Raw genomic sequence first — 15,671 nt, 5'->3', positions numbered from 1 at the left:
GGTCCGTACGGGCCGGTGCGCGGAGGGTTCCGCGCACCGGCCCGTACGCATGTCACAGCGTCGACCTCAGCCACTGCTCCACGCTCGCCACATGCACCGTCGCCCAGGCCCGCGCAGCCTCCGCATCCCGGTCCCGCAGCGCCGACACGATCGCCCGGTGCTCGTGCAGCGTCCGGCTGACCGCGTCCTCCTGCGTCAGTCCGCGCCAGACACGGGCCCGCGTCGTCGGCCCGGAGAGACCGTCGAGCAGCGAGCAGAGCACCGAATTCCCGGACGACTGCACGATGCCGCGGTGGAACTCCAGGTCGCAGGCGACCAGCTCCTCGACCGACGGCTGCGCGCCCAGCGCGTCCAGCTGGGAGCTCAGCACGTCCAGTTGCGCCTCGCTGATCCGCGTCGCCGCCATCGCCGTCGCGGCGGGCTCCAGGATCCGGCGGACCGCCAGGAACTCCAGCACCGTGTCGTCGCGGTGGAAGTCCACGACGAAGCTCAGCGCCTCCAGCAGCAGCTGCGGGTCGAGGCTGGTGACGTACGTGCCGTCGCCCTGCCGGACGTCGAGGATGCGGATCAGCGACAGGGCACGGACGGCCTCCCGCAGCGAGTTGCGGGAGAGCCCGAGCTCCGCCGCCAGTTCGCTCTCCTTGGGCAGCCGGTCGCCTGGCCGTAGCGCACCCGAGACGATCATTCCCTTGATCTTCTCGATCGCCTCGTCGGTGACAGCCATGACGGTCCTCCTGGATTCGGACGGGATCAGACCCCGGCACAAGACATCCGATGTATCTCTTCATTATGGGGGTCGGACCAGGCGGAAGAACCCCGTCTGCCGCAGGAGGTGATCGATCGCTCCATTCCGGAGTGTCGACGAAGCCTCGCGCCCTACCACCGGAGCGATTTCCTCCGCGAAGCGCTGCAGTGTCTCGAACTTCATGGTTTCCACTGTCCCCGCGTCACATTGCGCGCGCACGGCAGCCGTAGGGCACGTCAACCGGCCGCCCCAGGTCACAGCGGGTACGCGGGCGGGGGCGGCTCCCCCGTGGAAACCGCCCCCGCCCGTGCGCCGGCCGTTGCCGGTACCGGTCAGCCCTTGTCGGCCAGCATTCCCTCGACCCTGGTCCGGATCTCGTCCGTGGCCAGGCCCCGGATGGTCAGCGTCGTGCGGCGGCGCAGCACGTCGTCGGCCGTCTGCGCCCACTCGTGGTCACGCGCGTAGGCGACCTGTGCCCAGATCTCCGGCGCGTCCGGGTGGATGCGCTCGGCCAGCGCCGGGTTCTCGTTCGCCAGCCGCGCGATGTCGAAGGAGAGCGAGCCGTAGTGCGTGGCGAGGTGCCGGGCGGTGTCGGCGGACATCCGCGGTCCGGGCGTTCCACCGTCGATCAGCAGCCGGTGCGCCACCGCGTTCGGGTTGGCGATACCGGGCAGCGGGAGCTTCTTCGGCAGATGCGCCATGGGCTCCATGTCCTCGGCCAGCGGGTGCCCGGGGAGCGCGGCCAGCTTGTTCATCACCGTACGGCCGATGTGGCGGAAGGTCGTCCACTTGCCGCCCGCGACCGAGAGCATCCCGCCTCGGCCCTCCGTCACGACCGTCTCGCGCTTGGCCTTGGAGGTGTCGCCGGGACCGCCCGGCAGCACCCGCAGACCCGCGAAGGAGTATGTGATCAGATCGCGGGACAGCTGCTGGTCCTTGATCGAGAACGCCGCCTCGTCCAGGATCTGCGCGGTGTCCTTCTCGTTGACCGCGACGTCCGCCGGATCGCCCTCGTACTCCTCGTCCGTCGTGCCGAGCAGCAGCATGTCCTCCCACGGCAGGGCGAACGTGATGCGGTACTTGTCGATCGGGGTGGCGAGTGCGGCCTTCCAGGGGCGGGTGCGCTTCAGGACGAGGTGCGCGCCCTTGGACAGGCGTATCGAAGGCGCCGCGTTCGGGTCCTCCATCTTCCGCAGATGGTCGACCCACGGGCCGGTGGCGTTCAGCACCAGCCGGGCGGTGACGCCGAACTCCGTGCCGTCCGTACGGTCCTCCAGGTCGGCGCCCGTCACCCGGCCCTTGGTGAACCGCAGCCCGGTGACCGCGGCATGGTTGAGGACGACCGCACCCGCGTCGACGGCCGCACGGACCGTCATCAGCGCCATCCGGGCGTCGTTCATCTGGTCGTCGCCGTAGACCGCGACCGCCTTCAGATTGTCGGTGCGCAGCTCCGGCACATCGCGCTGCGCCCTCGCCGGGCTGATCACATGGCCGACGCCGTCACCGAACGCCGACAGCGCCGAGTACGCGAACACACCCGCGCCGAGCTTGGCCGCACCGTGCGGCCCGCCCTTGTAGACCGGCAGATAGAAGGTGAGCGGATTGGCCAGGTGCGGAGCCACCTGGCGGGACACCGCACGCCGCTCGAAGTGGTTCTCCGCGACCAGCTTCACCGCGCCGGTCTGCAGGTAGCGCAGACCGCCGTGGAGCAGCTTGGAGGAGGCGGAGGAGGTGGCGCCGGCGAAGTCGCCGGCGTCCACCAGGGCCACCCGCAGCCCGGACTGCGCGGCGTGCCAGGCGGTGGAGATGCCCAGGATTCCGCCACCGATCACCAGGAGGTCGTACGTCGCCTTGGAGAGCTGCTCCCGAGTCTCGGCGCGGCTCGGAAGGGAGCCGGAGGCCGGGTGCGTCCCGAGTGCCGGGACGCTCTGCAGGGTGGTCATGTCGATTACTCCTCGGCAGTGTTGTCGTCGAGCCAGCCCATGGAACGTTCCACGGCCTTGAGCCAGCTCTTGTACTCGCGTTCGCGGGTGTCCGCGTCCATGCGGGGGGTCCACTCGGCGGCCCGGCGCCAGTTGGCGCGCAGCGCGTCGGTGTCCGGCCAGAAGCCGACGGCGAGACCGGCGGCGTAGGCGGCGCCGAGGCAGGTCGTCTCGGCGACCATGGGCCGCACCACGGGCGCGTCCAGGAAGTCCGCGAGCGTCTGCATCAGCAAGTTGTTGGAGGTCATACCGCCGTCGACCTTGAGGGCGGCCAGCTCGACGCCGGAGTCCTTGGTCATGGCGTCGGTGATCTCGCGGGTCTGCCAGGCGGTGGCCTCGAGGACGGCACGGGCGATGTGCGCCTTGGTGACGTACCTGGTGAGTCCGGCGATGACACCGCGGGCGTCGGAGCGCCAGTACGGGGCGAAGAGACCGGAGAAGGCGGGCACGAAGTACGCGCCGCCGTTGTCCTCGACCGACGAGGCCAGCGTCTCGATCTCGGCGGCGGACTTGATCAGACCCATCTGGTCGCGCATCCACTGCACGAGCGAACCGGTGACGGCGATGGAGCCTTCCAGGGCGTAGACCGGCTTCTGGTCGCCGATCCGGTAGCCGACGGTCGTCAGCAGTCCGTTGTAGGAGTTGACGGGCGTCTCGCCGGTGTTCATCAGCATGAAGGTGCCCGTGCCGTACGTGGACTTGGCCTCGCCCTCGGAGAAGCAGGTCTGGCCGAAGAGGGCCGCCTGCTGGTCGCCGAGCGCGGACGCGACCGGGACACCGGCCAGGACGCCGTCCTTGGCGAGGCCGTACACCTCGGCGGAGGACCGGATCTCCGGCAGCACGGCGGCGGGGATCTCCATCGACTGGAGGATCCGCTGGTCCCACGTCATCTCGTGCAGGTTCATCAGGAGGGTGCGCGAGGCGTTGGTGACGTCGGTGACGTGCACGCCGCCGTCGGCGCCGCCGGTCAGGTTCCAGATGACCCAGGAGTCCATGGTGCCGAAGAGGATGTCGCCGCGCTCGGCGCGCTCGCGCAGTCCCTCGACGTTGTCGAGCAGCCAGCGGACCTTGGGACCGGAGAAGTACGAGGCGAGCGGCAGCCCGGTCTCGCGGCGGAACCGGTCCTGGCCGACATTGCGGCCGAGCTCCTTGCAGAGCGCGTCGGTACGGGTGTCCTGCCAGACGATCGCGTTGTGGACCGGCTCACCGGTGTTCTTGTCCCAGAGCAGCGTGGTCTCGCGCTGGTTGGTGATGCCGATCGCCTTGACGTCGGCGGCGGTGATGCCCGCCTTGACGATGGCGCCGGCAACGACCTCCTGGACGTTCTCCCAGATCTCGGTCGCGTTGTGCTCGACCCAGCCGGGCTTCGGGAAGATCTGCTCGTGCTCCTTCTGGTCGACGGAGACGATCCGGCCGTCCTTGTCGAAGACGATGCAGCGGCTGGAGGTGGTGCCCTGGTCGATGGCCGCGATGAACGGGCCGGTGGTGTGTGCGTCGGTCACGGTGTGCTCCTGGGTCTGTGAGATCTGAGGGTTACGGCTCCGAGCTCTACGGCTCACGCGAAGGCGACGTTGTAGAGCCCGCCCGCGATCGCACCGCCGATGAGGGGACCGACGACCGGGATCCAGGCGTAGCCCCAGTCGGAACCGCCCTTGTTCGGCAGCGGCAGCAGCGCGTGCACGATACGCGGCCCGAGGTCGCGAACCGGGTTGATTGCGTAACCGGTCGGCCCGCCGAGCGAGAGACCGATGGCGACGACGACCAGGGCGGTGATCAGCGCGCCGAGCGTGCCGAGACCGTCACCGTTGTTGTTGAGGCCCTGCGTGAGGATCGCCAGGACCAGCACGACGGTCGCGATGACTTCGGTGATCACGTTCTGGACCGCGTTCCGGATCTCCGGGCCCGTCGAGAAGATGCCCAGAACCGGGCCGGCCTTCGGGGCGGCGGCCTGGTCGACCATGCCCTCTTCACTCGGCTGGCCGTACAGCGTCGCCGGGTCGGTCAGATGGGCCCGGAACTGTCCGTAGTACGTCAGCCAGACCAGCACCGCGCCGATCATCGCGCCGAGCAGCTGGGAGCCGAGGTACAGCGGTACGTCGCTCCACTCGGTGCTGCCCTTGATCGCAAGGCCGATGGTGACCGCGGGGTTGAGGTGTGCCCCCGACACCCCCCCGGCCAGATACGCGGCGGTCAGCACCGCGAAGCCCCATCCGAAGGTGATGGCGAGCCAGCCGGCGTTCTGTGCCTTGGAGTGCTTGAGCGTGACGGCGGCACAGACACCACCGCCGAGCAGGATGAGCACGGCGGTACCGATGGTCTCGCCGATGAAGATGTCGGAGCTGGACACCCGCGACTCCTTTGTCCTTCGTCCAGGGAAGCCGAACCCCGGGTCCCTCCGGTGGTTCGTGCCCTCAGGTGAGGGCTTGACCGGCCCTTGGCACTGTCACACCCTAGCGTGTATTGCCGTTAGGTGTTCGACAATGCCGACCGATGAACGGCAGTGTTTCCCCCTGGTGAATGAAGCGTCAAGAGTTCCCGGGCCTTTGACCCGATCGTTACCGATGATCCGCCAGTACGGTCAGAAGCGCCCGGCGCCGAGATCCCGGGAAACCGCCCGGGCGCAGTCCCGTACTGCCGCGACCAGCTCCGGACGGAGCTCGCCCCCGGAGCAGACGCGTTCCACCGCTCCGGTCACGGCAACCGCGCCGACCGGCATCCGGCGCCGGTCGTGGATCGGTGCGGCCACCGCGGCCACCCCCTCCCACGTCTCCTCCACGTCGTCCGCCCAGCCGCGCGCCCGGGTCAGGGAGAGCACCGACTCGAACTCCTCCAGGTCGGTGACCGTGCGCGGGGTGAAAGGCTTCCGCTCGGCCTCGACCGCCTCGGTGTGCGCCACCGGGTCGTACGCCGCGAGCACCTTGCCCAGCGCGGTGGAGTGCAGCGGCTGCATGGCCCCGACCTCCAGGACCTGCCTGCTGTCGTCGGGGCGGAAGACGTGGTGCACGATCAGGACGCCCTGCTGGTGCAGGACCCCCAGGTGGGCGCTCTCGCCGCTGGAGCGGGCCAGGTCGTCGGTCCAGACCAGGGCGCGCGCCCGCAGTTCGTGGACGTCCAGATAGCTGTTGCCCAGGCGCAGCAGCTCGGCACCCAGCTGGTAGCGCCCCGAGGCCCCGTCCTGCTCCACGAAGCCCTCGTGCTGCAGCGTGCGCAGAATGCCGTGCGCGGTGCCCTTGGCCAGGCCCAGGGAGGAGGCGATGTCGGACAGCCCCAGTCGCCGTTCGCCGCCTGCCAGCAGGCGCAGCATCGCCGCCGCCCGTTCGAGCGACTGGATGTTCTTGGCCATGGCGCCGTACTCCTCCACTATGGTTCGACAATGCTGAACACTATCGGTCGATGCCGACCAATGCTCGATCGTGCGGCGAACCTGCTGCGCCGCACGCCCCGGACATTCCCCCGCACAGCATGCCGTCCGTTCCGTGGGACACAGTGACGGTCGAAGGCGGCACCCGGCTACCCTGACGAGATGCGGCCTCCACCGAAGCCGCAAAGCCGACAGCCGTCGCATCCCTGGGAGTACATCCATGGCCCCGTCGCCGACCCCTTCCGCCGACAGCCGGAACCGAGCCGAAGCCCTCCGCGAGGCACTCGCCACCCGCGTGGTGGTGGCCGACGGTGCCATGGGCACCATGCTCCAGGCGCAGGACCCCAGCCTTGAGGACTTCCAGAACCTCGAAGGCTGCAACGAGATCCTCAACGTCACCCGCCCGGACATCGTGCGCTCGGTGCACGAGGAGTACTTCGCGGTCGGGGTGGACTGCGTCGAGACCAACACCTTCGGTGCCAACGCCTCCGCCCTGGGCGAGTACGACATTTCCGAGCGCATCCACGAACTGTCCGAGTCCGGTGCGCGCATCGCCCGCGAGGTGGCCGACGAGTTCACTGCCTCCACCGGGCAGCAGCGCTGGGTGCTCGGCTCCATCGGCCCCGGCACCAAGCTGCCGACGCTGGGCCACGCGCCGTACACCGTGCTTCGCGACGGTTTCCAGCAGAACGCCGAAGGACTGATCGCCGGCGGCGCGGACGCGCTCATCATCGAGACGACGCAGGACCTCCTCCAGACCAAGGCCGCGGTACTGGGTGCGCGGCGGGCGCTGGAGGCGATGGGCAGCGACCTCCCTCTGCTCTGCTCGCTGGCGTTCGAGACGACCGGCACCATGCTGCTCGGCTCGGAGATCGGCGCCGCGCTGACCGCGCTCGAACCGCTCGGCGTCGACATGATCGGCCTGAACTGCTCGACCGGCCCGGCGGAGATGAGCGAGCACCTGCGCTACCTCACGCGCCACTCCCGCATCCCGTTGCTCTGCATGCCCAACGCCGGACTGCCGGTGCTCACCAAGGACGGCGCGCACTTCCCGCTCGGTCCCGAAGGACTGGCCGACGCGCAGGAGACGTTCGTCCAGGAGTACGGCCTCTCGCTGGTCGGCGGCTGCTGCGGCACGACTCCGGAGCACCTGCGCCAGGTGGTCGAACGCGTCCGCGGCGCCGCCCTCACCCCACGCGACCCGCGCCCCGAGCCCGGTGCCGCCTCGCTGTACCAGACGGTTCCGTTCCGCCAGGACACCTCGTACCTCGCCATCGGCGAGCGTACGAACGCCAACGGATCCAAGAAGTTCCGCGAGGCCATGCTGGAGGCCCGCTGGGACGACTGCGTGGAGATGGCGCGCGACCAGATCCGCGAGGGCGCGCACATGCTCGACCTCTGCGTCGACTACGTCGGCCGGGACGGTGTCGCGGACATGGAGGAGCTGGCCGGTCGCTTCGCCACCGCCTCCACGCTCCCGATCGTGCTCGACTCCACCGAGCTGCCGGTCCTGCGGGCAGGCCTGGAGAAGCTCGGCGGCCGGGCGGTCCTCAACTCCGTCAACTACGAGGACGGCGACGGACCCGAGTCGCGCTTCGCCAAGGTCACGCAACTGGCCGCCGAGCACGGCGCCGCGCTGATCGCTCTCACGATCGACGAGGAGGGCCAGGCCCGCACCGTCGAGCACAAGGTCGCCGTCGCCGAGCGGCTGATCGAGGACCTGACCGGCAACTGGGGCATCCATGAGTCGGACATCCTCATCGACGCGCTGACCTTCACCATCTGCACCGGGCAGGAGGAGTCCCGCAAGGACGGCGTCGCCACCATCGGCGCCATCCGCGAACTGAAGCGGCGCCATCCCGACGTCCAGACCACGCTCGGCCTGTCGAACATCTCCTTCGGTCTCAACCCGGCCGCCCGGGTCGTCCTGAACTCCGTCTTCCTCGACGAGTGCGTCAAGGCCGGTCTCGACTCCGCCATCGTGCACGCCTCGAAGATCCTGCCGATCGCGCGCCTGGAGGAGGAGCAGGTCAAGGTCGCACTCGACCTCATCTACGACCGCCGCGCCGAAGGCTACGACCCGCTGCAGCGGCTCATGGAGCTGTTCGAGGGCGTCAACATGAAGTCGATGAAGGCAGGCAAGGCCGAGGAGCTCCTCGCGCTGCCGCTCGACGAGCGCCTCCAGCGCCGCATCATCGACGGTGAGAAGAACGGCCTGGAGACCGACCTCGACGAGGCACTGCGGACCCGTCCGGCTCTCGACATCGTCAACGACACGCTGCTCGAAGGCATGAAGGTCGTCGGCGAGCTGTTCGGCTCCGGTCAGATGCAGCTGCCGTTCGTGCTCCAGTCCGCCGAGGTCATGAAGTCCGCCGTGGCCTACCTGGAACCGCACATGGAGAAGTCCGAGGCGGAGGGCAAGGGCACGATCGTCCTGGCCACCGTCCGCGGCGACGTCCACGACATCGGCAAGAACCTCGTCGACATCATTCTGTCCAACAACGGCTTCAACGTCGTCAACATCGGCATCAAGCAGCCGGTCTCCGCGATCCTGGAGGCCGCGCAGGAGCACCGCGCCGATGTCATCGGCATGTCCGGCCTCCTGGTGAAGTCCACCGTGATCATGAAGGAGAACCTGGAGGAGCTGAACCAGCGCAAGCTGGCCGCCGAATATCCGGTGATCCTCGGCGGCGCGGCTCTCACCAGGGCCTATGTCGAGCAGGACCTCCACGAGATCTACGAGGGCGAGGTTCGCTACGCCCGCGACGCGTTCGAGGGCCTGCGCCTCATGGACGCCCTGATCGCGGTCAAGCGCGGCGTTCCCGGCGCCAGCCTCCCCGAGCTGAAGCAGCGCCGCGTCCCCAGGCGGGAGACCGCCGTACTGGAGGTCGAGGAGCCCGAGGACGGCGTACGGTCCGATGTCGCCACCGACAACCCGGTCCCCGAACCGCCGTTCTGGGGCACTCGTGTCGTCAAGGGCATCCAGCTCAAGGAGTACGCCTCCTGGCTCGACGAGGGTGCGCTCTTCAAGGGCCAGTGGGGCCTCAAGCAGGCCCGCGCCGGCGACGGACCGACGTACGAGGAGCTCGTGGAGACCGAGGGCCGCCCGCACCTGCGCGGCTGGCTCGACAAGCTGCACACGGAGAACCTGCTGGAAGCCGCCGTGGTCTACGGCTACTTCCCGTGCGTCTCCAAGGGCGACGACCTGATCCTGCTGCACGACGACGGCTCCGAGCGCACCCGCTTCACCTTCCCGCGCCAGCGCCGCGGCCGCCGCCTCTGCCTCGCGGACTTCTTCCGCCCGGAGGAGTCGGGTGAGACGGACGTGATCGGTCTCCAGGTCGTCACCGTCGGTTCGAAGATCGGCGGCGAGACCGCCAAGCTCTTCGAGGCCAATTCCTACCGCGACTACCTGGAGCTGCACGGCCTCTCCGTCCAGCTCGCCGAGGCCCTCGCCGAGTACTGGCACGCCCGGGTCCGTTCCGAGCTCGGCTTCGGCGGCGAGGACCCGGCCGCAGTCGAGGACATGTTCGCGCTGAAGTACCGCGGCGCACGCTTCTCCCTCGGCTACGGGGCCTGCCCCGACCTGGAGGACCGGGCGAAGATCGCCGACCTGCTGCAGCCCGAGCGGATCGGTGTCCACCTGTCCGAGGAGTTCCAGCTCCACCCGGAGCAGTCCACGGACGCGATCGTCATCCACCACCCGGAGGCGAAGTACTTCAACGCGCGGTAAGGAAATGTCGGACGCGCCATAGCGGGACGAGTCGTACACTGGTCGGTCCAGTGCAGGCCGGTCGCCCTTTCCCTGGAAAAGGCGGCCGGCCTTCTCGTCCCTCATGGAAGGTGTGCCGCATGACCAGTACGGTCCCCGCGTCCTTGATCCGTACGGCTGAAGGCGCCGCCCTGCAGGCTGTCTTCCTCGACATGGACGGCACCCTGGTCGATACCGAGGGTTTCTGGTGGGAGGCCGAGGTGGCGGTCTTCGCCGACCTCGGGTACCGGCTGGACGAGGCGTGGAAGGACGTGGTCGTCGGCGGGCCGATGACCCGCAGCGCCGGGTATCTCATCGATGTCACCGGTGCGGACATCACCCTCCCGGAGCTCACCGTGCTGCTCAACGACCGCTTCGAGGAGCGCATCGACCGCGGTGTGCCGCTGATGCCGGGCGCCGCGCGGCTGCTCGCCGAACTGATGGCGCACGAGATCCCGACCGCCCTGGTCTCCGCCTCGCACCGGCGCATCATCGACCGGGTGCTGGACTCGGTCGGCCACCACCACTTCTCGCTCACCGTCGCAGGTGACGAGGTCTCCCGGACGAAGCCGCACCCGGAGCCCTACCTCACCGCCGCCTCCGGCTTCGGAGCGGCTCCCGAGCGCTGTGCGGTCATCGAGGACACCGCAACCGGCGTCGCCGCGGCAGAGGCCGCCGGCTGCTGGGTCGTCGCCGTACCGTCCGTCGCACCGATCGCGCCCGCATCGGGCCGGGTCGTGGTGGGCTCACTCGAAGAAGTCGATCTCGCATTTCTCCGCGGCCTGGTCACGGGAATGCATTGATCCCCGTACCGAGAGTATTTCTGTGAATGAATAGAAAAGCTCTCGGCGTGGCCGTGTGCGCGTTTCGTCAGGCATGCGTAGGGAAAAGTCGGGGGCATGCCAAGGCGGGGATTGGCTCAGGGGTGAGCTTGGTCACCTCGAAGGTTCGCGATCTTTTTCAAGATCGCCCGAGATGCCTGTTTTGATCCGCCCAACTGTCCCGATTCGTGGAGTCCTGTACGGAACCTTCCCTGCCCGGGAAATCAGCGCGGCGACAATTCCCTTCACCATTCGATTACGCATGGAACACCACCGGTCAGGGATTACCGGCGGCTCCCACTAATGTCGTTTTCTCAATGGCCGGATGAGGGAGAACGTCCAAGATGAACCGCAAGACTCTGGTGCTGCCGGCCGTCGTCGGCCTGCTCGCCCCCGTACTCGCCGCCTGCGGCGCGACGGACGGCGGGAGCGATGGCAGCGCAGCCATCGTTGTCGGCACCACGGACCAGTTCGTCGCCACCGAGGACAACCCCGCGCCGCTCGACCCCGCCATCGGCTACGAAGCAGGCGTCTGGAACGTCCTGCGGCAGACCGTGCAGACGCTGACCCACGTCCCGCGCGGCGGCGGCGAACCCGTCCCCGAGGCCGCCGAGAGCTGTACGTTCACCGACCGGCAGAACGAGAGCTACCGCTGCAGGCTGCGGAGCGGTCTCACCTTCGCCAGCGGCAAGCCCATCACCGCCGAGGACGTCAAGTACTCCATCAACCGGGTCATCGGCATCGACTCCGACAACGGACCCGTCGGCCTGCTCGCCAACATCGACACGATCGAGACCCGCGACGACAACGAAGTCATCTTCCACCTGAAGACGCCGGACGCGACCTTCCCCTACAAGCTCGCCACCCCGGCCGCCGGCATCGTGCCGAAGAGCAAGTACCCGGCGAAGTCCCCGCGCGAAGGCTTCCAGGTCGACGGCTCCGGCCCCTACACGATGAAGCCGGAAGTCAGGAACAACCAGGTCGACAAGGTCGTCTTCACCAGGAACCCGAAGTACAAGGGCGATCTGAAGGTCCTCAACGACAAAGTCGAACTCGACCTCTTCCCCGACGCCGCGGCGATGGGCAAGGCACTCGACGACAAGAAGATCGACATGATGACCCGCACCATGTCGCCCGGCCAGGCGAAGCTGATGCTGGAGAAGCCGAAGGACGGCATCAAACTCACCGAGATACCCAGCCTCGCCATCAGCTACCTGGGTTTCGACACCACCGACCCCGCGGTGAAGAACAAGGCCGTCCGCCAGGCCATCGCCCAGGTCATCGACCGCGGCCAGATCGCCGGCCAGGTCTACGGCGCCACCTCCGAGCCGCTCTACTCGCTGATCCCGTCCAGCATCACCGGGCACACCAACTCGTTCTACAACAAGTACGGCGAGCCCAGCACCGGCAAGGCCGCCGCCCTCCTGCGGGCCGCCGGCATCGAGACCCCGGTGAAGTTCACCCTGCACTACACGACCGACTACTACGGCCCGGCCACCGCCGACGAGTTCAAGACGCTGAAGAAGCAACTGAACGCCACCGGGCTGTTCGACGTCACCATCCAGGGCACCCCCTGGGCGAAGTACCGGGCGGCACAGAAGCGCGGCGACTACGCCGTCTACGGCCTGGGCTGGTTCCCGGACTTCCCGGACCCGGACAATTATATGGCGCCGTTCCTCGACAAGAACAACTTCCTCAACTCGCCCTACAAGTCCACGCTGGCCCAGAACACGCTGATCCCGCAGTCCCGCCGCGTCGCCGACCGCGCCGCCGCCTCCAAGACCTTCCAGAAGCTCCAGGACCTCGTCGCCACCGATGTTCCTGTGCTCCCGATCTGGCAGGGGAAGCAGTACATCGCCTCCCGCGAAGGCCTCACCGGCGTCGAGTGGTCGGTCAACTCCTCCGCCGACCTCCAGTTCTGGGAACTCGGCCGCAGCGCCGCCTGAACCCCGGCGCCGCCCCGGCGCCCGGTCCCGGCCGCACCGGCCGGATCACTGGGCGCCGGGGCGCACCAGTCCGCTCTCGTACGCGTAGACCGCGGCCTGGACCCGGTCGCGCAGCCCCAGCTTCGTCAGCACATGGCCCACATGTGTCTTGACCGTCGTCTCGCTGACGAACAGATCGGCGGCGATCTCCGCATTCGACAGACCGCGCGCGACCAGCTTCAGCACCTCCACCTCACGCTCCGTCAGCGTGTGGAGGGTGTCCGGCACGGGATCCTCGCCCGACGGCAGATGATCCGCGTACTTGTCCAGCAGCCTGCGCGTGACGCTCGGGGCCAGCATCGCCTCGCCTGCCGCGACCACCCGGATCGCCTGCACCAGCTCATTGGCCGGAGCGTCCTTCAGCAGGAAGCCGCTGGCACCGGCGCGCAACGCCTCCACCACGTACTCGTCGAGATCGAACGTGGTCAGCACCAGCACCTTCGCCGGGCCGTCCCGGCCCGGCCCTGTGATCTGACGCGTCGCCTCGACCCCGTCCATCCGCGGCATACGGATGTCCATCAGCACCACATCGGGCTGCAGCGCCCGCACCTGATCGAGAGCCTGGAGACCGTCACCGGCCTCGCCCACCACCGCCAGATCACCCTCCGCCTCAAGGATCATCCGGAAGCCGGTGCGCAGCAGCGGCTGGTCGTCGACCAGTAGGACGCGGATTGCCACCAGATCTCCTCAAGCTCCTTCAGCGACCGCCGGCCGGACGGCCTCGGCCTGGACCGGGTCCATTCTGCCCTGCACACCCTGCCCGGGAACGGCCGGGCGGACGGACAACGGATAGACCGGGGGAGTCCCGCCGAATTCCGGACAGACTGCCTGGTGGTCGCACCAGCCGCACAGCTTCGTCGGCCGCGGCCGCCACTCGCCCGTCTCCGTGGCCAGCCGGATCGCGTCCCACAGCGCCAGCAGCTTCCGCTCCACCCGCTCCAGATCTCCCACGACCGGGTCGTACGTCATGACGTCGCCGCTGCCCAGATAGACCAGCTGCAGCCGGCGCGGCACCACACCCTTCAGCCGCCAGATCACCAGGGCGTAGAACTTCATCTGGAACAACGCGCCCTCCGCGTACTCCGGCCGCGGCGCCTTCCCCGTCTTGTAGTCGACGATCCGGACCTCGCCCGTCGGCGCAACATCGATCCGGTCGATCACCCCGCGCAGCCGCAGCCCCGACTCCAGCTCCGTCTCGACGAACATCTCCCGCTCGGCCGGCTCCAGGCGCGTCGGATCCTCGAGCGAGAACCACCGCTCCACCAGGCTCTCCGCCTCCGACAGCCAGCGCGCCAGCCGCTCGCCCTCCGCATCCTCCGCGAACAGCTCCGACAGCTCCGGCTTCGACTCCAGCAGCCGGTCCCACTGGCCGGGAACCATCGCCGTCGCCCGGCTCGCCGTACGCTCCGCCGCCGGTGCGTCGAAGAGCCGCTCCAGCACCGCATGCACCAGCGTGCCCCGGGTAGCCGCCTCACTGGGCTTCTCGGGCAGTCTGTCGATCACCCGGAACCGGTACAGCAGAGGACACTGCATGAAGTCGCTCGCCCGCGACGGCGACAGGGACGAAGGCGGCTGCGGCGGCCGGGGCACGGGAGTCATGACGAAGACCCTACGACCCGCCACTGACACTCGCGGCGTCCCCCGCGATAGGGCGGGAGGCCATGGGCGGCATACCATCGACGACAGACCCTCGCACACTGCATGATCGTGCCGAACGGCACCGACCGAAGGGACCCCGTGGACGAGAGCGGCGACAGCGGGCAGCCGCAGCCCGGCGCCGGCGGAACGGACCCCGCCGCGCCCGAGAACGGCAAACCGCAGCGCCCCCGGGAGCCGGGCGGCGGCCTCCTGATGGGCCGCCCCTTCGGCGTGCCGGTATACGTTGCGCCCAGCTGGTTCCTCGTCGCGGCGCTCATCACCTGGGTCTTCGGCGGCCAGCTCGACCGCGTCCTGCCCGAACTCGGCGCGGTCCGCTATCTGGTCTCCCTCTTCTTCGCGATCGCCTTCTACGCCTCCGTGCTCGTCCACGAGCTCGCGCACACGGTCGCCGCGCTCCGCTACAAGCTCCCCGTGCGCCGTATCCAGCTGCAGTTCTTCGGCGGCGTCTCCGAGATCGAGAAGGAGTCCGAGACCCCCGGCCGCGAATTCGTTCTCGCCTTTGTCGGTCCCCTGCTCTCCCTGGTACTCGCCGGCGTCTTCTATGTCGCCATGAAGTTCGTCGAACCCGGCACCGTCCCCGGCGTCCTGCTCGCCGGACTGATGATCTCCAACCTCATCGTCGCCGCCTTCAACCTGCTGCCCGGCCTCCCGCTCGACGGCGGCCGCATGCTCCGTGCCGTCGTCTGGAAGATCACCGGCCGCGCCATGAGCGGCACCGTCGCCGCCGCCTGGGTCGGGCGTGCTCTCGCCGTCGCCGTCCTGATCGGCCTCCCGCTCCTCACCCACACCGGCGGGCTCGGGAACAACCCCGACGACGTCAGCGGCATGGACACCGTCACCGACGCCCTGCTCGCCGCGATCCTCGCCGCCATCATCTGGACCGGGGCGGGCAACAGCCTCCGCATGGCCCGCCTGCGCGAACACCTCCCCGAGCTGCGCGCCCGCACCCTCACCCGCCGCGCCGTCCCCGTGGAAGCCGCCACCCCCCTCTCCGAAGCGCTCCGCCGGGCCAACGAGGCAGGTGCCCGCGCCCTCGTCGTCGTCGACGGAAACGGCGATCCCAAGGCCGTCGTCCGCGAGGCCGCCATCGTCTCCGTCCCCGACCACCGCCGCCCCTGGGTCGCCGTCAGCGCCCTCGCCCAGGATCTGACCGCCGGAATGATGATCTCCGCCGAACTCACCGGCGAAGAACTCCTCGACACCCTGAAGGCCAGCCCCGCCACCGAATACCTGGTTCTCGAAGAGACCGGCGAGATCTACGGAGTCCTCTCCACCGCCGACGTCGAACGCGCCTTCGTCGCCGCCATGGCCCGCCCCGCCGCCTGAGAGGCTGTCCGGCGCGGTCGGAGCCCCGGGAAACACCGGTA

Annotated in this window: 11 protein-coding genes; 4 read left to right on the top strand and 7 right to left on the bottom strand. The window is 68.9% G+C overall.

Translation table 11 applies throughout. The annotated features are described in order from the left end of the window. Positions 1-52 precede the first annotated feature (52 nt). The 5 genes from ACFU8W_RS13945 to ACFU8W_RS13925 form a co-directional block, all read right to left on the bottom strand. Positions 53-724, bottom strand: coding sequence for a FadR/GntR family transcriptional regulator (locus tag ACFU8W_RS13945; RefSeq protein ID WP_037700470.1), 672 nt, complete (start codon positions 722-724; stop codon positions 53-55). Positions 725-1,077: 353 nt separating this feature from the next. Beyond that, a complete protein-coding gene (locus ACFU8W_RS13940) occupies positions 1,078-2,688 on the bottom strand; it encodes an FAD-dependent oxidoreductase (RefSeq protein WP_384035928.1) in 1,611 nt (536 codons plus the stop codon). A gap of 5 nt (positions 2,689-2,693) precedes the next feature. Next, positions 2,694-4,229: a glycerol kinase GlpK gene (glpK, locus tag ACFU8W_RS13935; RefSeq protein ID WP_327247290.1), complete on the bottom strand. Its 1,536-nt coding sequence runs from the start codon at positions 4,227-4,229 to the stop codon at positions 2,694-2,696. Positions 4,230-4,282: 53 nt separating this feature from the next. Then, positions 4,283-5,074: an MIP/aquaporin family protein gene (locus ACFU8W_RS13930; protein ID WP_384035924.1), complete on the bottom strand. Its 792-nt coding sequence runs from the start codon at positions 5,072-5,074 to the stop codon at positions 4,283-4,285. 231 nt (positions 5,075-5,305) lie between these two features. Beyond that, positions 5,306-6,070 carry an IclR family transcriptional regulator gene (locus ACFU8W_RS13925; RefSeq protein ID WP_345513020.1) on the bottom strand — a complete coding sequence of 255 codons (765 nt, stop codon included), beginning with the start codon at positions 6,068-6,070 and terminating at the stop codon, positions 5,306-5,308. Positions 6,071-6,308: 238 nt separating this feature from the next. Here ACFU8W_RS13925 and metH point away from each other — a divergent pair, with 238 nt between their 5' ends. The 3 genes from metH (at position 6,309) to ACFU8W_RS13910 (ending at position 12,606) form a co-directional block, all read left to right on the top strand. Further along, positions 6,309-9,821 carry a methionine synthase gene (gene metH / locus ACFU8W_RS13920; RefSeq protein ID WP_384035920.1) on the top strand — a complete coding sequence of 1,171 codons (3,513 nt, stop codon included), beginning with the start codon at positions 6,309-6,311 and terminating at the stop codon, positions 9,819-9,821. A 119-nt stretch (positions 9,822-9,940) separates the two neighbouring features. Continuing rightward, on the top strand, positions 9,941-10,642 hold the full coding sequence (locus ACFU8W_RS13915; RefSeq protein WP_345513022.1) for an HAD family phosphatase: 702 nt from the start codon (positions 9,941-9,943) through the stop codon (positions 10,640-10,642). Between the two features lie 362 nt (positions 10,643-11,004). Then, positions 11,005-12,606, top strand: a complete 1,602-nt coding sequence (locus ACFU8W_RS13910) for an ABC transporter substrate-binding protein (RefSeq protein ID WP_384035916.1) — start codon at positions 11,005-11,007, stop codon at positions 12,604-12,606. A 45-nt stretch (positions 12,607-12,651) separates the two neighbouring features. Here the strand turns inward: ACFU8W_RS13910 and ACFU8W_RS13905 are convergent, their stop codons facing one another. After that, positions 12,652-13,323, bottom strand: a complete 672-nt coding sequence (locus ACFU8W_RS13905; RefSeq protein WP_345513026.1) for a response regulator transcription factor — start codon at positions 13,321-13,323, stop codon at positions 12,652-12,654. Between the two features lie 9 nt (positions 13,324-13,332). After that, positions 13,333-14,178, bottom strand: coding sequence for a RecB family exonuclease (locus ACFU8W_RS13900; protein WP_384036213.1), 846 nt, complete (start codon positions 14,176-14,178; stop codon positions 13,333-13,335). 204 nt (positions 14,179-14,382) lie between these two features. Here ACFU8W_RS13900 and ACFU8W_RS13895 point away from each other — a divergent pair, with 204 nt between their 5' ends. Continuing rightward, entirely contained in the window at positions 14,383-15,630 is a 1,248-nt protein-coding gene (locus tag ACFU8W_RS13895) for a site-2 protease family protein (RefSeq protein WP_345513240.1), read from the top strand. The last annotated feature ends 41 nt before the right edge of the window (positions 15,631-15,671 follow it).

The sequence above is a fragment of the Streptomyces sp. NPDC057565 genome (assembly GCF_042801455.1).
GTDB lineage: Bacteria > Actinomycetota > Actinomycetes > Streptomycetales > Streptomycetaceae > Streptomyces > Streptomyces yanii.
Note: the sequence above shows the minus strand (reverse complement) of the source record. Positions and strands in the feature narration are given on the sequence as shown.

What these genes read in the sequence shown, in the direction of transcription:
- ACFU8W_RS13945 (WP_037700470.1), bottom strand. Translation starts at nt 724, where the DNA reads ATGGCTGTCACCGACGAGGCGATCGAGAAGATCAAGGGAATGATCGTC.
- ACFU8W_RS13900 (WP_384036213.1), bottom strand. Translation starts at nt 14,178, where the DNA reads ATGCAGTGTCCTCTGCTGTACCGGTTCCGGGTGATCGACAGACTGCCC.
- metH (WP_384035920.1), top strand. Translation starts at nt 6,309, where the DNA reads ATGGCCCCGTCGCCGACCCCTTCCGCCGACAGCCGGAACCGAGCCGAA.
- ACFU8W_RS13910 (WP_384035916.1), top strand. Translation starts at nt 11,005, where the DNA reads ATGAACCGCAAGACTCTGGTGCTGCCGGCCGTCGTCGGCCTGCTCGCC.
- ACFU8W_RS13925 (WP_345513020.1), bottom strand. Translation starts at nt 6,070, where the DNA reads ATGGCCAAGAACATCCAGTCGCTCGAACGGGCGGCGGCGATGCTGCGC.
- ACFU8W_RS13940 (WP_384035928.1), bottom strand. Translation starts at nt 2,688, where the DNA reads ATGACCACCCTGCAGAGCGTCCCGGCACTCGGGACGCACCCGGCCTCC.
- ACFU8W_RS13915 (WP_345513022.1), top strand. Translation starts at nt 9,941, where the DNA reads ATGACCAGTACGGTCCCCGCGTCCTTGATCCGTACGGCTGAAGGCGCC.